This window comes from Sutterella wadsworthensis (assembly GCF_003315195.1).
Taxonomy (GTDB): Bacteria; Pseudomonadota; Gammaproteobacteria; order Burkholderiales; family Burkholderiaceae_F; genus Sutterella; species Sutterella wadsworthensis.
The window spans coordinates 1-21,171 of sequence record NZ_QNRV01000031.1 but is presented as its reverse complement, the minus strand read 5'-3'; the positions used below and the strand labels follow the sequence as shown (position 1 = coordinate 21,171).

Genomic DNA, 21,171 nt, shown 5'->3' with positions numbered 1-21,171 from the left:
TTGCTAATAACGCTTCACGCGGTCCAGCCGGATTAGTATTCATTCATCAACGTTCGATATCGAACTATATATCAATGCTCACAGCGGTGTTTCCAAGAAATGACCGCCCCCGCAGAAGGAATTTTGATCATGAAGAACATTCTGGTTGTATCCGGCCATCCCAATCCCTCGGCATCACTCGCCAACAAAACCATTCTGGAGAGCCTCAGAACAGCGTTTCCGCAGGCCCAATTCCGCGAACTCGCTTCACTCGTGAAGGACGGCCATTTTGATCCGGTCCCAGAGCAGGAAGCGCTCCTGAAAGCCGACGTCATCGTGCTCCAATTCCCGTTTAACTGGTACTCGGTGCCGGGGCTCCTGAAGACCTGGATTGACGAGGTGCTGCTTCACGGATTTGCCTATGGTTCAGGCGCAAAGCTTTCGGGCAAAACCGTGCTGCTTTCCATCACCGCCGGCGCTCCGGAGGCGGCCTACCAACGCGACGGCTTTACCGGCCACACGGTATTTGAGCTCCTCACGCCGCTCGCCGTCACCGCCAAAGCCTGCAGCATGATTTTTGCCGAATCCGTCGTGTCGTACGGCTACTCCGTTCCTGCCGCCCAAAATGACAAAGAAAACTATCTTGCCAACGCCAGAAAGCATGCCCAAGCGCTTTCGGCGCAGCTGAAGGCCCTCTGACAGGGAAGAAATGTTTTTTATTGATCAGCTTATTCATGCGCCTATAAGCAATCATGCTAAAGCCCCGGCAGGGGTCACCTGCTGGGGCTTCAATCGTTCCCAAATGCCTGAAAGAAAAATCAGCGCTTAGAACTTATGCACAATACCTGCGGCGACCTCAATGACCGTCGGGGCAACATCGAGGGAATACCCATTGAAATCTTTCTGCCCTTTCACCGTCTGATATGAGTAAGAAGCGACGCCGTAGAGCGAAGTACGTTTGCTGAGCGAATAAAGGTACCCTGCAGATGTGTTCCAACGGGAAATATCAATTTCGCCGAAAGTTGCTCCGATTGCGGTTGCCATATCCCAGCCGTTCACCGTGTCAATCGTGCCGTCCAGATAGGAAGTTGCCACCTTGAAGGTACCCCCTGCCGCCGGGATATCCGCGCCGATCGTGAGACCATAACCCTTTACCTGGAAACGTTCAGTTTGTGCGGGAGACAGCGCAAAATCTTTCGAAAAAATATTGTCGATGCTGTTCAAGTCTGCATTGTCAAAATACTGAGCCCCGGCATAGAGCTTGACAACCTGGAAATCGTAATTGCCGCCTACTGTCACTGTCAGCGCATCATCGACCGGATTGCCCCAATCCACGCCGTTCCATTTTGTCGTTGAAAAGTTCGTTTGGTCAACAACGGCAGCAAGGTTAAGGGGGCCGTTGGCATAAGTGAGCCCAATCGCGTAATAGCGGTCGACGGACGACTTCCCTTCCACACCATGCAGGCCTGCACCGTCGTAGTCATCCTTGCTGTCGGTATCAAACGAATACTGGGCATAAGCCTTAAAGCCCGCAAAGGCCGGCGTTGCGTAGGTAACCGTGTTGTCATAGCGGTCAAAACCGCTCATCACGGTGCTGGCATTAGCCGCATACTCGCCCCAGGAGGTCCCGAAAGGCGACAGACTGCCGAGAAGCCCGAAGGTACCGTTGCCGCTCGCGAGACTGCCCATCCGGCCGAAGGCGACGGTGCCGAACGCGCCGGACAAGTTAAGCTGGGCCTCACGGCCAAAAAGGCGGTTATTCTGCGTGAAGCTCCCCGTGTCCGAAGCGAAACCGTTTTCAAGAACGAAGCCGATCTTAAGCCCATTGCCGAGGTCTTCCGTACCTTTCAGGCCAAATCGTGAACCAGCGGTCACGCCGGACTTCATCTGGAAGGTGTCAACCGTATCGACATCCGGCAGATCGGCATCTGCATGCTGATAAACCAAACCGGTATCAATCACACCATAAAGGGTGACATCAGCAGCCAAGGATGAACCGGCGAAAGCTCCAAGAACGGAGAGTGCAGCAAGTGTTTTTTTCATTTGAAGAGGTTTAAATCAAAAAAAATGGCGCAATTGCCTAAAGGCAGCAAAGCGCTGCGTAATCCCTGCACGAAGCTTCGTCAAAATCTGTCTGACATTCAGAAAACAAAATGTTTTTCGATGATTCATGCAACCCTGATGGGTTTGCGGACCGCAATAATCATGCTTTGACCCTGTACTCTCCACAATCCAGTCTTTTTCCGTTACGGCGCCAATATATTGTTTTTAAAGGAAATCAAATAATGTAAGTTCGTATTACATTTAATATATACACCACATATACGACGTTTTCGTTTCCGATTCATCTCGAGCTATCGGCTGCGAATGGCATGACGCTTAACTAACTGCGCCCCTCATTTGCTGGCGTTTCAGTCCATCGAGCAGCTTCGACGAAGTGCTGCGAACGCCAATTAGCCTTCACTGCTCCCGCGCGAGCCAGATGAGGAAGAGCATCACCGACAGGCAGTCTGCTGCGCCCCCCGGCGACAGACGTCTGGCGACGAACTGGCGGTCAACTGTATGGACAGCATCACGCCACGAGGCTTGGCGCAAAGCGCCGGACTGGAGCAAATCACGAGCACAGCGCTTCACTGCCGCAAGCGCCTCAATACCGCCCCGCCGCACCAATGTCGTATCGTCAAGTTCGCTCATGATTTCAAAGAGCGCCTCAAGCAGTCTGCGGGCATCCAGATCCGCCTCCGGCAGACTGCAGAGCGCGAGGAGCGGCGTCTCAATGGCCGGAAAGCCCGCCGCGGCTTCACCGCGAATGCCCGTGAGTCCATAGTCACGATGCGCACGCATACCCGGCGTTTCTTCAGAGGGCCTTCCGGTGAAATCCGTGAGGGTGAGTCTTCCGAGCTCAGCGGTCTTATCCAAAACGTTTTTGATGAAGGTCTTTTCATCGAGCTCATCGAATGCTTCGCGCTGCGCCGCGCTCACCTCACCTGCCGCGCCGAGGACAAGGCCGAGTGAAAAAATGAGCCCTTTATGCGTGTTGATATGGCCCGTCGCTTCATACATGGCTTCCTCGGCTTCGAGTCCGATGAGCCTCAGCACCGCAAGCAGAAATGCCGGGTCGTCGGCAATCCATTCGCCCGCCGCGAAGAACCGCGGAAAAAAGGATGAAATCGCCGCGGCGCTTCTCTGGAACGTGAAGAAGTCCATGTCCTCGTGGGAGCCCGAGTGTGCAGGATCCACTAAACCCGGCTTAGGCTGGAGTCCAACCTCATAAAGTGCCGCACGCAGCGCCAGTGCGCCCGCACGACGGGCGGCCGCAGACACGGTGAAGGCGGTTTCATACGCAGCGAACCGTGCCAGCCGATCGGTCACGCTTTGCGCGACATCTTCGGCTGAATGGCTTTTTTCCCGCATGCAAAGCGCTGCCGGACGGCTGCAGACAAAGCATGTGCGGCCCATCCCGTGACGTGAAGCCAGAGAGACCGTCTTGCCGCCGGCATCATAGACATCAAAGTCAAAAAGCCTTGACCACGGATGGAGGGCCTCGAGCTCCGCGGTCTTCTCCTTGACGCTCTGCGGCGCCTCAGCTGCCGCGAAGAGTGCCGAAGGACCCGCTGAAGCATTGGTGAGCGCACATTCCGTGAGCTGCGGGAACCGCAGGGCAAACTCAGACATGCCGCTCGCGAGCAGCCGCCGCAGAAGCGCGGAATCCTTGATTCGGCCGGGGATATTAAGCGCAAGCTGAACCACCGTCTCGCCGGCGTGACGCCGCGCAAAGGCCTTCCGGCGCTCGACGCGCGCCTCCTTCTCTTCGAGATAGGCGGCAAGGCGCTCCGTCTGAGGGGCGTCTGGCGAATAGCAATGCCTCACCGCGCTCATGACGCCTCCCTGCGGAGCGCTTCACACAGTGCGGTCCCTTCAGGAGACTTGAGATAGGCGAAGGTCGACGCGGGCACCCACTCCTCAACCTCGTCCATTCGGCCGGCCGTCCAGGCCGCACGCACCCGTGAGGCAGAAATCGCGCCGACTCCGTCTTCAATGCGCGGCACTTCCACGAGTTCGAGCGCGTACTTTTTGAAGACGTCTTTCAACGCTTCGTTATATGCGCGGGTGACCGGGTCCGTCGGCTCCGTCCCGACGAAGCGCTTGGTGATGCCGAACCCCGGGGCAAGCAGATGCGCAAAGATGGTTCCGTCAAGATGCGTTTGAGCCGGCAGCCGCTCGTTTTTCTTTAGGAAATAGGAGGGAAAGGTCCCGGCAGAAATAATGTACGGGCCGCTAGGCACTACGCGGACATTGGGCAGATCGGCAGTGCCTGCGCGCACGAGCGCCAGTCTGACGTCAAACGGAAAAACCGACTGGTTTTCCTCAACGACAAAAACGATGCACTGCTCAGCATCGCGCGCCGCGAGCTCAATCAAAGCCTTGTGCCCCAGCGTAAATGGATTGGCGTTAACAATAACAGCCGAAGACCGCGCATTTGGGTTCACGCCGCCCGCGCAGATGCGCCGGATCCACTTCTGGGGTGAACAGCTGCCGAATTCCAGAAGGCACGCGTAGGGCGGAACATTCTCCACGAGCCGAAAGCCTGCGCCGCTGAAAGCTTCGGCATTTTGAGACTTCGTAAAGAGCTGCAGGTAAAAGATGCCGCGCTCGCGCGCCTCTTCGACAATCGCGGTAAAGAGCTTCTCGACAATCCCTTTGTGACGCATTTCGGGGTCGACCGCGGTATTGCGCACAACACTGCCCGACAGAATGACCGTGCCGACGAGCCGGCCGCCGATAAAAGCGCCGAAGCACGCATCCGCATATTCGCGCCGCACCGGCAGATCTCGTTCTCGAAGAAATGCCGTCACCTTCTCCCACTCTGAAGGATTAGCAGCTTGTATTTTCCGGATCTCTTCCATAGCGCACCCGCTTTGCGGAGGTTTAACTTCATTTCATTATCTGCGCAAATCTTTTGATTTTTCAGGTTACTTTAATTACCAAACACCCTCACATTCAGACTGCAAAGATACAATTAAATTTGCCCTGTCTGCGCTCGTAAATCAGTGTCAGGCAATTATGAAAACACTTTTGACAGGAATACCGGCCCTTCAATAAACACTGTCCGGTCTCTTGAATATTAAATGCGCCTGCAAACAAAACTTCTTGCATTAACGGCAGCATTGTTGTGCCTGATGCTTCTCGTCATCCTGAAATTCATTCAGGTCTACGAGGGCGACTTCGTGCATGAAGACGTCTCGAACCGCGTTCAGGCGATCTCTCGGCTTGTCGCCTCCAATTCAAAGCTGCAGGACTGGATGGCGCGTTCGCCGCTCACTCCGGAAGGGCTCGAAGGCATCCAGCGCTACTCCGAGCAGGTGCGGCTCGCTACCGGCGTCGAATTCATTGTCATTTTTGACAACCACGGCAAGCGCCTTTCGCACCCTAATCCCGCGAAGATTGGTCTGCACATCCAGGGGGCTGATGAGAGCGGCGCTTTGCGAGGAGAGGAATACATCTCCGTTTCGATCGGCACCCTCGGCGAGTCCATCCGTGCCTTCACGCCGATCTTTCATGACGGCCGGCAGGTAGGCGCTGTCGTCACCGGCATTACGACGGCCAATGCCAAAACGCTCACCGAGGCCCGCATGACGAAGATGCTGGGCGGCATCTCCCTCGTGTTCCTCGTTGGCTTTCTCGCCATCATCATTTTCTCGAGAAAGCTCAAGAAAACGCTCCTCGGCATGGAACCCGAAGAGATTGCGCTGCAGAACACCATCAGCAGCACAGTATTAAAGTCCGTGCGCGAAGGCGTGCTCGTCATCGATGCTGCCGGGCGGCTTCAGGTCGTGAACGATCAGGCGCGCAAGATTCTCGCTAAGGCCCATCTCCCTTCGGATGTGCTGGGGCAGCCCGTGGACAAGGCCATCCCGCACACGCGCCTCTTGGAGGTGGTGCGCACCGGACGCGCGGAAAACGATGCCGAACAGAATCTCGGCGGCGTCGTGATCATCACCAACCGTGTTCCGCTCGTCGTGAGCGGGAAGATCATGGGCGCCGTCGCAACCTTCCGGGATTTAAGCGACATGATGGAGCTTGCCGAAGAGCTGACCGGAGCCAAAAAGTGGATCGAAGCCCTGCGGGTTCGAGCCCACAACTACCGCAACACGCTGCACGTCATCAACGGACTCGTGAAGAACCAGCAGTACCCCGAGCTCGAGCGCTACGTCGAAGAGCTGCGCATTGCCGATGAAGTGCATAACGGCCGCATTGTCCGCCTGATGAAGGATCAAGTGCTCGCGGCGTTCCTCCAGAGCAAGGTTGCCCGCGCAGCTGAACTCGGCATTGAACTCGACGTGGAGCCCGATTCCCATGCCGACGAAATCCCTGACGCTCCTTTCCGCCAGGCCCTGCTCTCCGTCGTCGGGAACCTCCTCGACAACGCCATGGATGCTGTGAACGAATCCGAAGAACGGTGCGTGCGCATCCGCATCACGAGCGGCCAGCCTATCTGGTCCGTCGAAGTGTCCGACTCCGGGTGCGGCTTTAAGGGCGACCCAATGCAGTACTTCCGCAAGGGCGTCACCACCAAGGGCGAAGGCCACGGCTACGGTCTTTATCTCGTTGCCCGGGCCGTGCACGCCTATAACGGCTCCATCGAAATCGAAAGCAATTACCCTGCCGGCACCGTGCTTAAGATTGTGATGCAGGCTGCGGGACCCGAATAAGGAGAAAGAAGTGATCCGCGTGATGATTGTTGAAGACGATCCGATGGTGGCGAGCGTGAACGAAACCTACCTCTCCCGCCTGCCTGGGTTCTGCGTCATTGCGAAGGCGGCCGACGGCCTGCAGGCGCTCGAAAAGATCAAAGCGCTTTCCGGGAGCGTCGATCTGGTGCTCCTTGACGTCTTCATGCCGAAAATGGACGGACTCTCTTTTCTCGAACACTTGAAGAACCTTGCACCGTCGGTCTCGGTGATCATGATCACCGCCTCGCAGAATAAGGAAAGTCTGCGTACTGCGCTCGCTCACGGCGTCGCCGACTACATCATCAAACCCTTCACCTTCGAGCGCTTCAAGGCGGCGCTGCTCACCTTCGCCGAACGCTGGCGGCTGCTCCATGAAGCCGAAGACTTCGACCAGTCCGACCTTGACAACATTTTTCACCGCGGCGCCCCGCCGCAGCAGTTTTCCAAGGGCATTGATGCGGACACCTTGGAAAAAATCCTCGCTTCGGTCAATGCTGCATCAGCGCCCGTTTCCACTCAGGAAGTTGCAGACGACGTGGGACTCTCTCGAATTTCCGTACGCAAATATCTTTCTTATCTCGAAGAAAACAACCGTATTCAGGGTGAACTTTCATACGGCGGGAAAGGACGGCCCGTAAAACTTTATCGCGCGCTTTAGCAGCACTTTTATCAATATTGAATTGATCCGCTTTTAACCGTACTTTCAAAACTTACATAATCGATCTACTTAATCTCCTAAGCGAGACTTCTGAAAAACCTATTTCCATAATGAAAGTGCTCTTATTCCGGCGGCCCATTATGGAAACCACTTCCAAAACTTTCTGGCAGACCGCCTGCGAACTCAAAATCGGGCCCGTGCCCGCGCCGGTCTACCTCGTACTCGCCGTCATCGTGGCTGCAGCAACGATTTTCGGCCAGCTGCCCGCCGACATGGTGGGCGGCATTGCCATCATGATGGTGATGGGCATTCTGCTCGGCGACATCGGCCTCAAGGTGCCGATTCTCAAGGACATCGGCGGCCCGGCCATTCTGTCGATCTTTATTCCGTCAGCAATGGTTTACTACGGCCTCTTGAACAGTGATGCCATCAAGGCGATCACGGCCTTCACCAAGGGTGCGAATTTTCTCTACTTCTACATCTCGTGCCTCGTTGTTGGCTCCATTCTCGGCATGGTGCGCACCGTGCTCGTGCAGGGGTTCCTGCGCATGTTCGTTCCGCTCGTGGTCGGCACGGTTGTTGCGTCGATTCTCGGCTGCATTGCCGGCATGCTCTGCGGCGAAGATCTCTATCACACGTTCTTCTTCATCGTGATTCCGATCCTTTCGGGCGGCGTGGGCGAAGGCATCCTTCCGCTCGCAGCTGCTTATTCGGAAATTCTGAATCAGTCCGCCGATCAGTTCCTCGTGCACTTCGTGCCCGCTGCGATGCTCGGCAACCTCTTCGCCATCATGTCCGCGGGCTACCTCAAGAAGATGGGCGAGCGCTTCCCGAAGCTCTCGGGCAACGGCACCCTTGTAAAGTCGGGCGACCTCTCCGACATTACGAACGCCAAGGCCGAAGAAGCCCCGCTCGACGTCAAGATGATGGGCGCGGGCCTCGTCCTCGCCTGCTGCTTCTTCTGTGCGGCCAAGGTGCTCGCCCTCTGGATTCCGATCCCCGCGCCGATTCTGATGATCATCCTTGCCGCGCTCATCAAGGTCCTTAACATCATGCCGACCGTGATGGAGCAAGGCGCCAAGCAGTGGTACAAGTTCGTCTCCGGCAACCTCACCTGGGCGCTTCTCGTCGGCGTGGGCGTCATCTATACGCCCTGGAATGACGTTCTCGCAGCCATCACGCCGGCCTACATCTTCACGATCATGGCGACCATCTTCGGCATGGTTGCTTCGGGGCTCCTCTGCGCTCGGTTCATGAACATGTACCCGATCGAATCCGCGATCGTCACCTGCTGCCACTCGGGCTTGGGCGGCACGGGCGACGTCGCCATCCTCTCGGCAGCCAACCGCATGGGTCTGATGCCCTTTGCGCAGATTTCCACCCGCTTGGGCGGCGCCTGCACGGTGATTGCCGCGACGATTCTGATGCGCGCGCTTCAGTAAATCGCCCTCATCCCAAGCACTTTGCTCTGCCAAGCTCTTTATTCATGAGGCACATCATGCGACAAGGACAAGCCGGAACACTCGAAAGCAACGACGCGGTCATCACGGTCGCCGAAGCCCCTGCGGGGAGCGGGATCATCATCGACCTTGAAAGTTCCGTGAAAGCCGCCTACGGCGACGCGATCGAAGCCGTCATTCGGGATGCGTGCCGCGAGGCCGGGATTGAGGACGCCGAAGTCGACGTCCGCGACAAGGGCGCGCTCGACTGCACCATCCGCGCCCGCACCCTGACGGCCATTACCCGCGCCGGCCTATAAACCAGCCAAAGGACCACTCATCATGAGACGTACGCTTTTGTTTCTGCCGGGAAACAACCCCGGCAATCTGCAGTCCGGCGCAGTTTTCGGCGCTGACGGCATCATCCTCGACCTCGAGGACTCTGTGTCGCCCGCAGAAAAGGACGCGGCGCGCCTTTTGGTTGCGAGCGCCTTAAAGAGCGTTGATTACGCGGGCGTAGAACGCGCCGTGCGCATCAACACGCTCGCGACCGGCGGCGAAGCGGACATTGCTGCTGTCGTGCCCTGCCGCCCGGATGCAGTCATGCTCCCCAAGACCGAATCGATCGACGACATCCGTGCCTGCGAAGCACTGCTCGAAGAGGCTGAAGCGGCCTGCGGCGCAGCGAAGAAGACCCTCATCATGCCGCTCATTGAAACGCCGATGGGGCTCGCCCGGTGTCTCGAAATTGCCTTGGCGAGCAAACGCGTGACGCTCCTCTCGCTCGGCGGCGAGGACTACACCGCATCGCTGGGCACTCAGCGCACGCGCGAAGGCCGCGAACTCATCTTTGCCCGCGGCATGCTCGCCAACGCTGCAGCGGCAGCCGGCATCGACTCCATCGATGCCCCCTTCGCCGATACCAACGATCCCGAAGGGCTCTTTCTCGACACTCAGAACGCCCGTACCTTCGGCTTCAAGGGAAAGTTTGCCATCAATCCGCGCCAAATCAGCGTGATCCACAAGGCATTTGCGCCGACCGCGAAAGAAATCGCCTGGGCCAAGCGCATTCTTGTCGTCATTGAAGAAGCTCAGAAGAAGGGTGCCGGCGTCATTGCGCTCGACGGCAAAATGGTTGATGCGCCGATCGTCGCCCGGGCCCGCCGCACCATTCATATGGCAGACATGCTCGGCCTGCTTGAGGAGGAATAACCATGCGCAAGACCATTCTCGGCCGCGAGATTCCCGATCAGCTCGACGGCATCGAGCTCAAACCCTTTGCCGGCGCATTCGCCGCCCGCCCCTCGGGGACGCGCGCAGCGCCCCCCGTCAAGTGCAGACTGCCGGGCGATGCCAAGTGCCTGCCGGACCTTGACGCCGTCTTCACGAAGGTCGGCCTGAAAAGCGGCATGACGCTCAGCTTCCATCATCATTTCCGCAACGGCGACATGCTGATGAACCAGGTGATTGCAGCGGCTGCAAAGCGCGGGATCAAGGATCTGCGCATCGCGGCAAGTTCGATCTTCCCCGTGCACGCCCCGCTTGTTGAATTCATCCGATCCGGCGTTATCACACGCATCGATTCCGACTACGTCAGCGGACCAGTAGCCGAGGCCGTCTCCTCGGGACTCCTCCCCCGAGCTGCTGTTTTCCGTACGCACGGCGGCCGAGCCCGCGCCATTGAATGCGGCGACCTCCACATCGACGTCGCCTTCATTGCAGCGCCTTCGGCCGACGCATACGGCAACATCAATGGCGTCACGGGCGAGACGGCCTGCGGCTCCCTGGGCTACGCCTTCCCGGATGCGGACTATGCCGATCAGGTCGTTGCCGTCACAGATAATCTGCAGCCTTATCCGCTCACGCCGATCTCCATTTCTCAGGAACGCGTCGACTGGGTCGTTGAGCTCGAGAAGATCGGCGATCCCAACGGCATTGTTTCCGGCACAACCAAGGTGACGAAAGACCCGGTGCAGCTCATCATCGCTCAGAACGCCGCCAAGGCAATTGCTGCTTCCGGCCTTCTTCAGAACGGCTTTTCGCTTCAGACTGGTGCGGGCGGCGCTTCGCTCGCCGCAGCGGCCTTTATCGCGGAAATGATGCGAGAGAAGCACGTCGTCGGCAGCTTCATCATGGGCGGCATCACCGGTCTCTTGGTCAAAATGCTCGAAGAAGGCCTCTTCAAGCGCATCCTTGACGTACAGGACTTTGACCTCGAAGCCGTGCGCTCCGTTCGTGAGAATCCCGCTCATGAAGAGGTCGGCGCATGTCTCTATGCAAGCCCCTTTAATTCGGGCTGCATTGTGAATCAGCTCGACTGCGCCATTCTCGGCGCCACTGAGATCGACACAGACTTCAACGTGAACGTGCTGACGGGCTCCGCCGGGGCCATCATGGGGGGTTCGGGCGGTCACAGCGACGCTGCGGCCGGCGCGAAGATGACCATCATCACGGCCAACCTCACGCGCTCGCGCATCGCGGTGATCAAGGACCGCGTACGCACCATCTGCACGCCGGGCGAAACCGTTGACGTTCTCGTCACCGAGTGGGGCATTGCGGTAAATCCGCGCCGTACAGACCTGCTTGAGCGCTTCACGAAAGCGAAGCTTCCAGTTCATTCGATCGAAAAGCTCCGTGAAAAGGCCGAGCGGCTTTGCGGCAAGGCCCGTCCGATTCCCGAGGGCGAGCGCATCGTCGGGATCGTCGAGTACCGCGACGGCACGATCATTGACGTTGTGCGTGCCAGAGCATAAGGGCCTGCGTCCAGCCGCATATTCATAACCTTTCAGGGAGTTTCGTTTGAGCGGGACTCCCTTTTTTTCCGTATCAATCGATCACAATCGCGCAGTTTTTCGATCTTTTTGTACCCACGGCAAAGGGCGAAGACGATTAGGATCAGTACCAAAGAATTGCGAAATGCAGACGATCCGTCTGCACTCGAGCATAATGTGAAGCATTTTCATTATCGGCACTCCCGCTCAGGCCGCGCATCATGCGCGAGGTCCGCCTGCGGCAGCTGCTGATGCTTTGGAGCCTAATTTCAATGACTGAACCCAAAATCGCTGCGCTGGATGCGGCAAAAATCTGGCAGCTCTTTAACCTGGGCGGCACGGTGCTTGTTTCTGCAGAACACGACGGCAAAACGGACATGATGCCGGCGAGCTGGGCCTCGCCGCTCGACTACGACAAGGTATTGGTGGTAGTGGACAAATCCCACTACACCCGCAAGCTCATGGATCAATCCGAATACTTTGCGCTCGGCGTTGCTTCTGCGGGCATTCTTCCTGAGCTCCTGTCTCTTGGATCCGTGAGCAAGAATGCAGATCCCGAAAAACTCGAAAAAAGCGGGATGGCGCTCTTCACGCAGCCAGGCTTCAAGATTCCGCTTGCCCGCGGCTGCTCGGCCTGGGCCATTTTCAAGAAACTCCCCGAAACGGACGAACTTTCAAAGAAGTACGACCTCTTCCTCGGGCAGGCCGTTGCCGCCTGGGGAGATGAACGCGTCTACCAAAACGGCAGACCCGACTTCGAGCACGCGCCCAAAGAGATGCGCACCACGCATTACGTTTCCGGCGGCCGTTTCTTCCTCCTCGGTGAAGCGGTCGACGTGGAGCCGACAGCGCAGTAACCTTTCGGCACTGCCATTCTCTCTCTGAAAATCGGAAGGACGGCGCTTCGCCGTCCTTTTTTATGGTTGATTCGCCATGATCCCGAAGAGCATTCTGGTGCGCGGCGCCCGCGTACACAACTTAAAGAACATCGATGCGGAGGTACCGCTCAATCAGATCGTCGGCATTGCCGGCGTATCGGGTTCCGGGAAATCGTCGCTCGCGCTCGGGGTGCTCTATGCGGAAGGTTCGCGCCGCTATCTGGAATCGCTTTCAACCTACACCCGGCGCCGCATGACGCAGGCCGCGAAGGCCGACGTTGACGAAGTGCTTCATGTGCCGGCAGCGCTCGCCATGCACCAGCGGCCTGCTGTTCCCGGGATCCGCAGTACTTTTGGAACGGGAACAGAACTCCTCAACGGCCTGCGCCTCATCTTCTCGCGCTTGGCAAGCCACCGCTGTCCAAACGGACACTGCGTGCCGCCGACGCTCAATGTCGCCGCTGAAAAAGAAATCATTTGCCCGACCTGCGGCGTGCATTTCTTTGCGCCGGGTGCAGAAGACCTAGCTTTTAACAGCCGCGGGGCCTGTCCCAAATGCAGCGGCACGGGTCTGATCCGAACGGTTGACGAGTCGACGCTCGTTCCCGATGAAAACCTCACGATAGAAGAAGGCGCCGTCGCGCCGTGGAACACCCTGATGTGGTCGCTCATGGTCGACGTCTGCCGCGCGATGGGCGTGCGCACGAATGTGCCTTTTAAGCATCTCAGTCCCAAGGAGCGCGACATCGTTTTTCACGGGCCGGCCGTCAAAAAACGGATCTTCTACAAAGCCAAGAACACCAACAGTGCGGGCGAACTCGATTTCACCTACTTTAATGCCGTCTATACCGTTGAAAATGCGCTCGCCAAGGTCAAAGACGAAAAAGGCATGAAGCGGGTGGAAAAGTTTCTCAAGGAATCCGTCTGCCCGGCCTGCGGCGGCACTCGGCTCTCGGATGCTGCCCGGGCGCCGTGCGTTCGCGGCATCTCTCTCGACGCGGTCTGCCGCATGACGCTCACGCAAGCCATTGATTGGGTCAAAGGCATTGCGGCATCGCTTCCGCCGCCGATGCGCCCAATGGCCGAGCGTCTTGTCGAATCCTTTCTCGATGCTGCCAAGCGGCTCATGGATCTCGGCGTCGGCTACCTGCAGCTCGACCGCGCATCTTCGACTTTGTCAACGGGAGAACGTCAGCGCATGCAGCTCGCCCGCGCCGTGCGCAACAGGACAACCGGCGTGCTTTACGTGCTCGATGAACCCTCGATTGGCCTCCATCCGGCCAACCTCGAAGGACTCATCGGCGTTATGCACGACCTCCTCGCCGACGGCAATTCCATCGTGCTCGTCGATCACGATGTGCAGGTGCTGCGCGAGGCGGGCTGGCTGATTGAAATGGGGCCGGGCGCCGGCGCAAAGGGCGGCACCCTTTTGGCTAAGGGCACCGTCGCGGCCATTGAATCGAATGCCGCCTCCCGCATCGGACCCTACCTCGCCGGCCGTGCAGCGCCCGCGCGCACGTCACGCGCCGCTAAGGATGAAATGTTTGCCTTCGGGCGCATTCATCTTTCGACGCTCGCGATCCACACTGTAAAGCCCCTCGAAGTCGATTTCCCCAAGGGGCGGCTCACGGTGGTAACCGGCGTATCGGGATCGGGAAAATCCACGCTGGTGCTCGAAAGCCTCGTCCCTGCGCTTCAGGCGGCAGCCGCAGGCAGAGCGCTCCCCGCCCATGTCCGTGCCGCAGAAGCGCCCGGCATCACCCGCGCGCAGCTCATTGACGCCTCTCCCATCGGCACCAATATTCGCTCTACTGCTGCAACTTACGCTGATGTCCACGACGAACTCCGCAAAGTCTTTGCCCGGACGGCAGACGCCAGGGCGGGCGGCTGGAAGAGCGGCGATTTTTCCTACAACACCGGCCGTCTGCGCTGTCCCGCCTGCGACGGCACGGGCGTGGTGAGTCTGGACGTGCAGTTTCTTCCCGACGTTGATATTCCGTGCCCGGACTGCAGAGGATCGCGCTACGCCAAGGAGGCGCAGCTCATCAAACGCACAAACAAGGCCGGGCGCACTTATTCGCTTCCCGAGCTCATGGACATGGATGTCGACGAAGCGCTTCAAGCGTGCGCAGACCTTAAAACCGTCGCCTCGCGCCTTAAAACGCTCGCAGATCTCGGTCTCGGGTACCTCACGCTCGGCGAAGGCACTCCCGGACTTTCCGGCGGCGAAGCTCAGCGTCTCAAACTCGCGAGTGAAATGGGCAGAGGCCAGAGCGATGCGCTCTTTGTGTTTGATGAACCCACCATCGGACTCCACCCCGCAGACGTAGCCGTGCTTCTCAAAGTTTTCGAACAGCTGCTCGCGAACGGCTCGACAGTCATTGTCATTGAACACGATCTCGATGTTATTCGTTCGGCCGATTGGATCGTCGATCTCGGACCGGGCGGCGGGGATGCAGGCGGCGAACTGGTGGTTCAGGGCACGCCCGAAGACGTCAAAGCTCAAGCGCGGAGCATTACCGGTCAATACATTTGATTTCGTCTTCTGCCGATGTATTGCGTATAAGTCCTCAAGGAAGCTTTGACCGCTCTGGGCCTAGACTAAAGCTATTAGGGAACCCCCGAACCTTAAAAACCCGGATTTGCCGGGCACTCTTTATGTCAGAAGCTCTCCTCCAATCCATCTCCAACACCATGGTTTTGGTGTTAGTCGCCGGCTACGGCTGGTGGCTTGCCCATCATGGAACCATCTCGGACGCCGGCCGCGCCACAATCGCCAAGCTCGTTAATGCACTCATTCCGGTTTTTCTCTTTTACTCAGTGACTTCGAAGTTCGGCCGCGAGCAAATGATCAAACTTCTGGAGATGGCTTTTCTGCCTTTCATTACCATCGGCCTCAACTGGGCAATATCCGAGGCGATGATTCGAGTCGGACTCGTGAGAAAGGAGCTCGGAGGCGTATTCGTTGCGAGCTTTTCGGGCGCAACGGTGCTCTTCGTGGGCGTGCCGATGACAACCGCCCTATTCGGCGAAGCCGGCATTCCCTACCTGCTCGTCTACTTCTTTGCCAACTGCTTTTTCATCTGGTCGGTCGGCCTCTATCGCATTCAAATGGACGGGGTGGCGCGCAGAGGCGGCGTGCGTCCGACGTTCTTTACGCTCAAAAGCGTCAAGATCATCTTTGCGCCGCCCGTCGTTGCGTTTCTGCTCGGCATCGTTTTCGTGCTCATCTCCATACCGATCCCGAACTTTCTTATGGGAACCTTTAAGAGCCTCGGCTCCATTACGTCTCCGCTGGCACTCATTTTCATCGGCATGACGATTCACCGCGTCGGCTTCGAAAAGCTCAGACACGTGCCCCGAGAGGTTTGGTATGTCATGTTTTCGTGCTTTGTTCTGCGCCCGCTCGTGATGTATCTGGTATCGGCCCCGTTTGATCTCGACCCCATGATGCGCAAAGTCTTTGTTGCCGCCACCATGCTTCCGGTGTCAAGCGTCATTGCCGTTCTCGCCCGTGCTCACGGTGCAGATGAAGAATTCGCCTCCGAAGCCGTGGGCGCGACGACGATCGGTTTGGTCTTTGCGCTACCGGTCCTGCTCTTCATTGTCAACTTTGTTTGATTCATCGACGGCCCGAAACGCTGAAAGCCGGATCCGGCGCATTCACGCCGATCCGGCTTAGTGTTTGCCGGCCAAAGCTCTTGCAGGCAATCAAACTGAATGCAGGCGGATGAGACGCTTGCCTTCGGCGGTGAATTCCTTGACCGGACGCACCTCATCGGGGCGTCCGACGCGGCGCAGGAATCGACGGGAGCTTCCCGACATATTCCAGCCCACCAGACGGCCTCGGCTTTCAATGCGCCTTTCAAGGCACGAAGCGCAGTGCGTCGGTTCGTCATCGAGACAGGGCTTGTTGTCGTAAAGCTGATAGCCCTTGCGGAAGCGCTGCGGCGAAAGATTGGGCATCACGACGTTGCAGCCGTATTCGACGCCCATTTCGCGTCCGTCGTCACGGATGGCCTGAAGCGCCGTGGCGGCGGCAATATTGATCGGCCCCATGACGAGACGCGTCACGGCGATCATATTGAGCGCAAGCTGCAAAAGCGCCTTCGGCTCCATCTGCCCGAGAGACTCGAGGTCATTGCCTTCGCACTTCAGGTACGGTCCCATGCCGATCATGTCCACGTCAAGCTGCTGGAACGTACGAATGTCGCGGCAGAGGTCTTCGAGCGTCTGACCCGGAATGCCGATCATCACGCCCGTGCCGAGCTGGTACCCCGCACGGCGCAGACTGCGCAGACATTCGAAACGGTGCTCGAGATTCTTTTCGTTGGTGCCGGGGGTTGAGTGCAGCAGATTGAAAAGCTCCGGATTCGAAGTTTCGAAACGCGCCAGGTAGCGGATCGACTCCGGATTCCCGCAGGCCTTTGCCCAGCGGCGATAGGTTTCTTCCCGCTGATCTCCCAGGGAAAGCGTCACGCCGACACCCTTGGGCAGCATCGGACGCTTGGTCCTAAGATGAATTTCCCGCAGGCACTCGCAGATGAATTCAATGAACTTTTCGTCGCGGCGCTCACCCGCCTGCAGACAGACGGAGCCGTATCCGTTGTCAGCAGCCCAGACCGCAGCTTCCACAATTTCCTCTTTGGTCATTGTGTAGCGCTTGACGTCGTGGTTGGCCTTGCGAATGCCGCAGTAGCGGCAATTGGCCGTGCAGATGTTTGAGAGCTCAATCAGGCCGCGGTAGTAGACGTACGGGCCCATCAGCGCGGTCGTGCGGCGAAAGGCTGCGTCCTTAAGCATTCGGCAGTCTTCCGGGTCTGTGAGCCCAAGCAGCGCGACAATCTCTTGGTCAGAGAGTTCTGAGGGCTCCGCTTTTTCAGCCTTGGCAAGCAGTTCTGCGAGTTGCGTGCGTTCCATGATGAGAGTGGATTCCTGGGGTCTTTTTTCGAGACCGTATTGTGCATCAAAGTTAAGCAAAGCGGGTTAACCCGATCTTACGAATGTGCATCCGGCAAAGCGCAGCAAACTGCGAAAAAACACGAGCGAAGGACTGTGGATGGACACTCCCTCGTCTAAGCTCGCGCCCCCTCATCAGCCCGAAGCTTTTCGAGGACCATCGAGCTCTCTGAGAGATTTTTGCCGGCCCGTCCTTGCAAATTTGCATTTATCGATAATCGATTTTTATTGGAAATCAAATCGTTAACAACGCAATTAGGCGTTTTATCCAAGACGTCTACGCTTTTGTCAAGCTTCGTTCAAATAAGATTAAACCAAGCTACGCTATTTAACTTAGGTGATTTGCCGATCCGTTTAAACCCCTGAGCGAAGACCCTTAATTTTCATTGTATACGGATTTAGACCTCTGCCAAAAGGGGTATTCCGTCTTTGCCAGCCCTGACTAAGATCAGAGACGTCACCTTTTGGTGCGGGTTGTCCCTAATTTGATCTAGGGACTGCAACTTCGAACTATTCATGGAATAAGGAAAATGGAAAAGCAGCAATGTTCCGCATCGGGTCTGTCCCGAGGCGAACTCAAAACACTCGGGCTCTCATCGCTCGGCGGGATCTTGGAGTTTTACGACTTCATCATCGTGTTCTTCTTCGCAAAGATTATTTCCCAGCACTTCTTCCCCGCAGGGATCGGTGAGTTCTGGGCCATGCTGAACACTTACGGCACTTTTGCCGCCGGTTATCTCGCCCGCCCGCTCGGCGGTGTCGTGATGGCTCACTTCGGCGACAAGTTCGGCCGAAAGAACATGTTCATGCTCTCGATTGCGCTGATGGTCATCCCGACCTTCTCGCTCGCGGTAATTCCTACGTACGAAACGATCGGTTATGCTGCTCCGCTCTTTTTGATTCTCGTTCGAATTTGCCAGGGCATCGCGATCGGCGGCGAACTGCCGGGCGCTTGGGTCTTCATTCATGAACACGCACCAGCCGGCCACAAGAACGCCTTTGTCGGCTTTCTCACGGGCTGCGTCACCGGCGGCATTCTGCTCGGTTCCTTCGTTGCGCTCCTGATGAACTTCATCTACACGCCGGCGGAACTTTCCGACTGGGCCTGGCGCGTTCCGTTCGTGATCGGCGGCGTCTTCGGTCTGATCTCGATTTATCTGCGCCGCTTCCTTCAGGAAACGCCGGTCTTCAAGAAGATGCGCGAAAGCAAGGCGCTTGCCAAGTTCCCGCTCGAAGAAGTTGTCAAGACCTCGCGCTTCGGCATCTGGATCTCCATGTTCATCACCTGGGTGCTCACGGGCTGCATTGTGGTGTTCATCCTGCTGATGCCGGGTTTTGTGGGCGGCGTCCTTGGCTTCTCGCCCTTTGAGACGACCTACTTCCAGATGGGCGGCCTGGTCTGCATCGTGAGTTCTTGCTGGCTGACCGGCCGGCTCGCGGATAAGCACAATCCGTCGACCCTCTGCATCCTCTTCTCCGCGGGCTTCGCGGTTTCAAGTGTGGCGTTCTTCTCGCTTCTCTATACGGCCGCTCCGGTTGTCTCTGAAGTCGTTCTCGCCTACTTTGCCACGTGCTTCTTCGCGGGCATCATGAACTTCTGCCCGATTTTCATGTGCGACGTCTTCCCGGCCCGCATCCGCTTCTCGGGCATCTCATTTGCCTACAACATCGCCTATGCGCTCTCGGGCGCTTTCACCCCGCAGCTCTCCTTTGCGCTCCATGCCTATGCCAAGACGCATCCGGACACGCTCGGTGCAATGGGGCTCTCGGCCTACATTGTCTTCCTCGCTCTCGTATCGATCGGCACTGCACTCGCAATGCGTCGGGTCTATAAGAACGGCGGCGCTGCTGTTTCCCAGATGGAGTTCCGTCCGGCTCCCTAAGCCCCGACGACTTGAGCCCATCTCAAACGTTCCAGAGGGCGAGCTGATGTTTCAAAGGTTCGCCTTCTAAACGCCAGAGAAATGAAGCCATGAACCGGTTCGTGCGTTATGCACCGAACCGGTTTTCTTTTTCAAAATTCCGGTCGTTTGCGGTTCTTCAGACCCAATTGTTTATGCACGACCAGGACGCTGCCCTGAGCTTGGCTGCCAAAGCGCACTGACGAAACAATAAACAATGACGGAACTCTGCACGCACAATGAAGCGGAGACATTTGCGTCCCAGCGCTTCACTCTTCCGGTGATAAAGCGCTGGTACGCTGCAATGAACACTTTTGAAGCGGCTGCCGGATTAGGACGCAGCTAGCCGGCGGCGCGCAATCGTTACCCAGAGCGCCGCGCCGGTTGAGAGCACCCGATCATCAAAGTCAAACTGCGGATTGTGCAGGTTTGAAGCGCCGTATGGAGCCTGACCGCCGAGAAAACCGTAAGCTCCCGGCACCTCACGGGCGAGGTAGGAAAAGTCTTCGCTCGCCATCTGCGGAATATCGGCAAAGGAAGCTTTCTCGTCGCCCACCACTTCACGTGCGGCCGCGAGAAGTTCTTCGGCCAGACGTGCATTGCTGTTGAGCACAGCCGCTACCGGCGTGAATTCAACTTCGGCTGTGCAGCCGACCGATTCCGCCGTCGCCTTCGTCACGGCTTCAATCCGCTCACGAATCACTGCGCCTGTCTCGTCGGAGAAAAAACGTGTGCAGCCGCCGACCTCTGCAGTTTCCGGGATGATATTGAAGGCACTTCCGGTGTGGATTTTCGTCACCGACACAACGGCTGAATCCAGGGGAGCGATGTTGCGCGAGACAATCTGCTGCAGCGCCGTCGTGATCATGGCTGCGGCCAACGCGGCGTCAGCGGAGAGCTGCGGGGCGGAAGCATGTGCGCCTTTGCCCTTCACTCGAATCGCAAAAAAATCCTGACCCGCCATCGTTGCGCCTTTTCTGCAGCGCACTTCTCCCACGGGAACATCTGTCCAATTATGAAAACCATAGAGCTCGTCGACGGGGAAGCGCTCAAAAAGACCGTCCTTGATCATCGCCAAAGCCCCGCCCGCACCTTCTTCGCCAGGCTGAAAGATGAAGACCACCTTCCCTTTGAAATCACGGTGCGCAGCAAGGTACTGTGCGGCAGCAAGAAGCATCGTCATGTGTCCGTCGTGACCGCAGGCGTGCATAAGGCCCGGCTTACGAGATTTCCACGGGCATTCGCCTGTTTCCGTGATCGAAAGCGCATCCATGTCTGAGCGCAGGCCCACAGTGCGTCCCGGCCCGAGCGAGCCCTCTAAAACGCCCACGACCCCATGGCCGCCGACGCCTTGAGTCACCTCAATCCCGAAGCTCCTCAATTTCGCGGCGACCAGATCTGCCGTCCACGGTGTTTCAAGCCCGAGCTCAGGGTGTTCATGGAAGGTATGGCGCCACTCAATGTACTCAGGTGCGTGAGCTTCAAGTTCTGTGAGAAGAGACATGATTTCCGCCTCCAGACGAAATCGCTAAGAAAAGATATGGAAGCTGAATTATGCCCCCCAAAGCAGCATCAAACCCGATCGGCTGGCGTCGAACGCTTGGGGCTCACCGCCGATCCCGTTCGGAAGCACTCAAAAAAAGATGGGCGCATCCCTATTGCGGAATGCGCCCAACCGGCTCAAAAGAAAGTCTATGGCTTTAGAGACTTACTTCGCAGCTTCAGCTGCAGCCTTGCCGGCGATTCGACCGAAAACGATGATGTCCGTGTAGGCATTGCCGCCCAGACGGTTTGTGCCGTGCGTGACGCCCGTCACTTCACCCGCAGCCCAGAGCCCCGGGATCACCTTGCC

The 21,171-nt window shown here is 57.6% G+C and carries 17 protein-coding genes; 11 read left to right on the top strand and 6 right to left on the bottom strand.

Translation table 11 applies throughout. The features are described from left to right. Window positions 1-129 precede the first annotated feature (129 nt). Window positions 130-678 carry an NAD(P)H-dependent oxidoreductase gene (locus tag DES29_RS10430; protein ID WP_021995038.1) on the top strand — a complete coding sequence of 183 codons (549 nt, stop codon included), beginning with the start codon at window positions 130-132 and terminating at the stop codon, window positions 676-678. Between the two features lie 126 nt (window positions 679-804). Here the strand turns inward: DES29_RS10430 and DES29_RS10425 are convergent, their stop codons facing one another. From DES29_RS10425 to DES29_RS10415, 3 genes are all read right to left on the bottom strand, one after another. Then, entirely contained in the window at window positions 805-2,022 is a 1,218-nt protein-coding gene (locus tag DES29_RS10425; protein WP_021995037.1) for a porin, read from the bottom strand. 417 nt (window positions 2,023-2,439) lie between these two features. Further along, window positions 2,440-3,858 carry a citrate lyase holo-[acyl-carrier protein] synthase gene (gene citX, locus DES29_RS10420; protein ID WP_113854859.1) on the bottom strand — a complete coding sequence of 473 codons (1,419 nt, stop codon included), beginning with the start codon at window positions 3,856-3,858 and terminating at the stop codon, window positions 2,440-2,442. Next, complete coding sequence (locus tag DES29_RS10415) at window positions 3,855-4,886, bottom strand: GNAT family N-acetyltransferase (RefSeq protein WP_005429001.1); 1,032 nt, start codon at window positions 4,884-4,886, stop codon at window positions 3,855-3,857. Before DES29_RS10415 ends, citX begins: the two co-directional genes overlap by 4 nt. A gap of 222 nt (window positions 4,887-5,108) precedes the next feature. Here DES29_RS10415 and DES29_RS10410 point away from each other — a divergent pair, with 222 nt between their 5' ends. The 9 genes from DES29_RS10410 (at window position 5,109) to DES29_RS10370 (ending at window position 16,080) form a co-directional block, all read left to right on the top strand. After that, complete coding sequence (locus tag DES29_RS10410; protein WP_113854858.1) at window positions 5,109-6,692, top strand: ATP-binding protein; 1,584 nt, start codon at window positions 5,109-5,111, stop codon at window positions 6,690-6,692. Between the two features lie 10 nt (window positions 6,693-6,702). After that, on the top strand, window positions 6,703-7,371 hold the full coding sequence (locus DES29_RS10405; protein WP_005428999.1) for a response regulator: 669 nt from the start codon (window positions 6,703-6,705) through the stop codon (window positions 7,369-7,371). Between the two features lie 140 nt (window positions 7,372-7,511). Next, entirely contained in the window at window positions 7,512-8,813 is a 1,302-nt protein-coding gene (locus tag DES29_RS10400) for a 2-hydroxycarboxylate transporter family protein (protein ID WP_016474440.1), read from the top strand. Window positions 8,814-8,869: 56 nt separating this feature from the next. Further along, complete coding sequence (gene citD / locus DES29_RS10395; RefSeq protein ID WP_016474441.1) at window positions 8,870-9,130, top strand: citrate lyase acyl carrier protein; 261 nt, start codon at window positions 8,870-8,872, stop codon at window positions 9,128-9,130. Between the two features lie 22 nt (window positions 9,131-9,152). Then, window positions 9,153-10,022, top strand: a complete 870-nt coding sequence (locus DES29_RS10390) for an HpcH/HpaI aldolase/citrate lyase family protein (RefSeq protein ID WP_005428995.1) — start codon at window positions 9,153-9,155, stop codon at window positions 10,020-10,022. A gap of 2 nt (window positions 10,023-10,024) precedes the next feature. Further along, window positions 10,025-11,563 carry a citrate lyase subunit alpha gene (citF, locus tag DES29_RS10385; RefSeq protein WP_021995033.1) on the top strand — a complete coding sequence of 513 codons (1,539 nt, stop codon included), beginning with the start codon at window positions 10,025-10,027 and terminating at the stop codon, window positions 11,561-11,563. Window positions 11,564-11,853: 290 nt separating this feature from the next. After that, the gene (locus DES29_RS10380; RefSeq protein WP_016474443.1) at window positions 11,854-12,438 is read left to right on the top strand and encodes a flavin reductase family protein; all 585 of its coding nucleotides are present in this window, start codon (window positions 11,854-11,856) and stop codon (window positions 12,436-12,438) included. A 76-nt stretch (window positions 12,439-12,514) separates the two neighbouring features. Continuing rightward, the gene (locus DES29_RS10375) at window positions 12,515-14,995 is read left to right on the top strand and encodes an excinuclease ABC subunit UvrA (protein ID WP_113854857.1); all 2,481 of its coding nucleotides are present in this window, start codon (window positions 12,515-12,517) and stop codon (window positions 14,993-14,995) included. A 122-nt stretch (window positions 14,996-15,117) separates the two neighbouring features. Then, entirely contained in the window at window positions 15,118-16,080 is a 963-nt protein-coding gene (locus DES29_RS10370; protein ID WP_113854856.1) for an AEC family transporter, read from the top strand. Between the two features lie 90 nt (window positions 16,081-16,170). Here the strand turns inward: DES29_RS10370 and hydE are convergent, their stop codons facing one another. Next, a complete protein-coding gene (gene hydE, locus DES29_RS10365; protein ID WP_113854855.1) occupies window positions 16,171-17,379 on the bottom strand; it encodes a [FeFe] hydrogenase H-cluster radical SAM maturase HydE in 1,209 nt (402 codons plus the stop codon). Window positions 17,380-17,948: 569 nt separating this feature from the next. On the opposite strand from hydE, the gene DES29_RS10360 reads away from it, so the two are divergent. After that, window positions 17,949-19,301, top strand: a complete 1,353-nt coding sequence (locus tag DES29_RS10360; protein WP_005428985.1) for an MFS transporter — start codon at window positions 17,949-17,951, stop codon at window positions 19,299-19,301. A gap of 349 nt (window positions 19,302-19,650) precedes the next feature. Here the strand turns inward: DES29_RS10360 and DES29_RS10355 are convergent, their stop codons facing one another. Next, a complete protein-coding gene (locus DES29_RS10355) occupies window positions 19,651-20,823 on the bottom strand; it encodes an amidohydrolase (RefSeq protein ID WP_113854854.1) in 1,173 nt (390 codons plus the stop codon). A gap of 204 nt (window positions 20,824-21,027) precedes the next feature. Beyond that, window positions 21,028-21,171 (bottom strand): FAD-binding protein (locus tag DES29_RS10350; protein ID WP_113854824.1); only part of this gene is annotated, 144 nt, incomplete at its 5' end.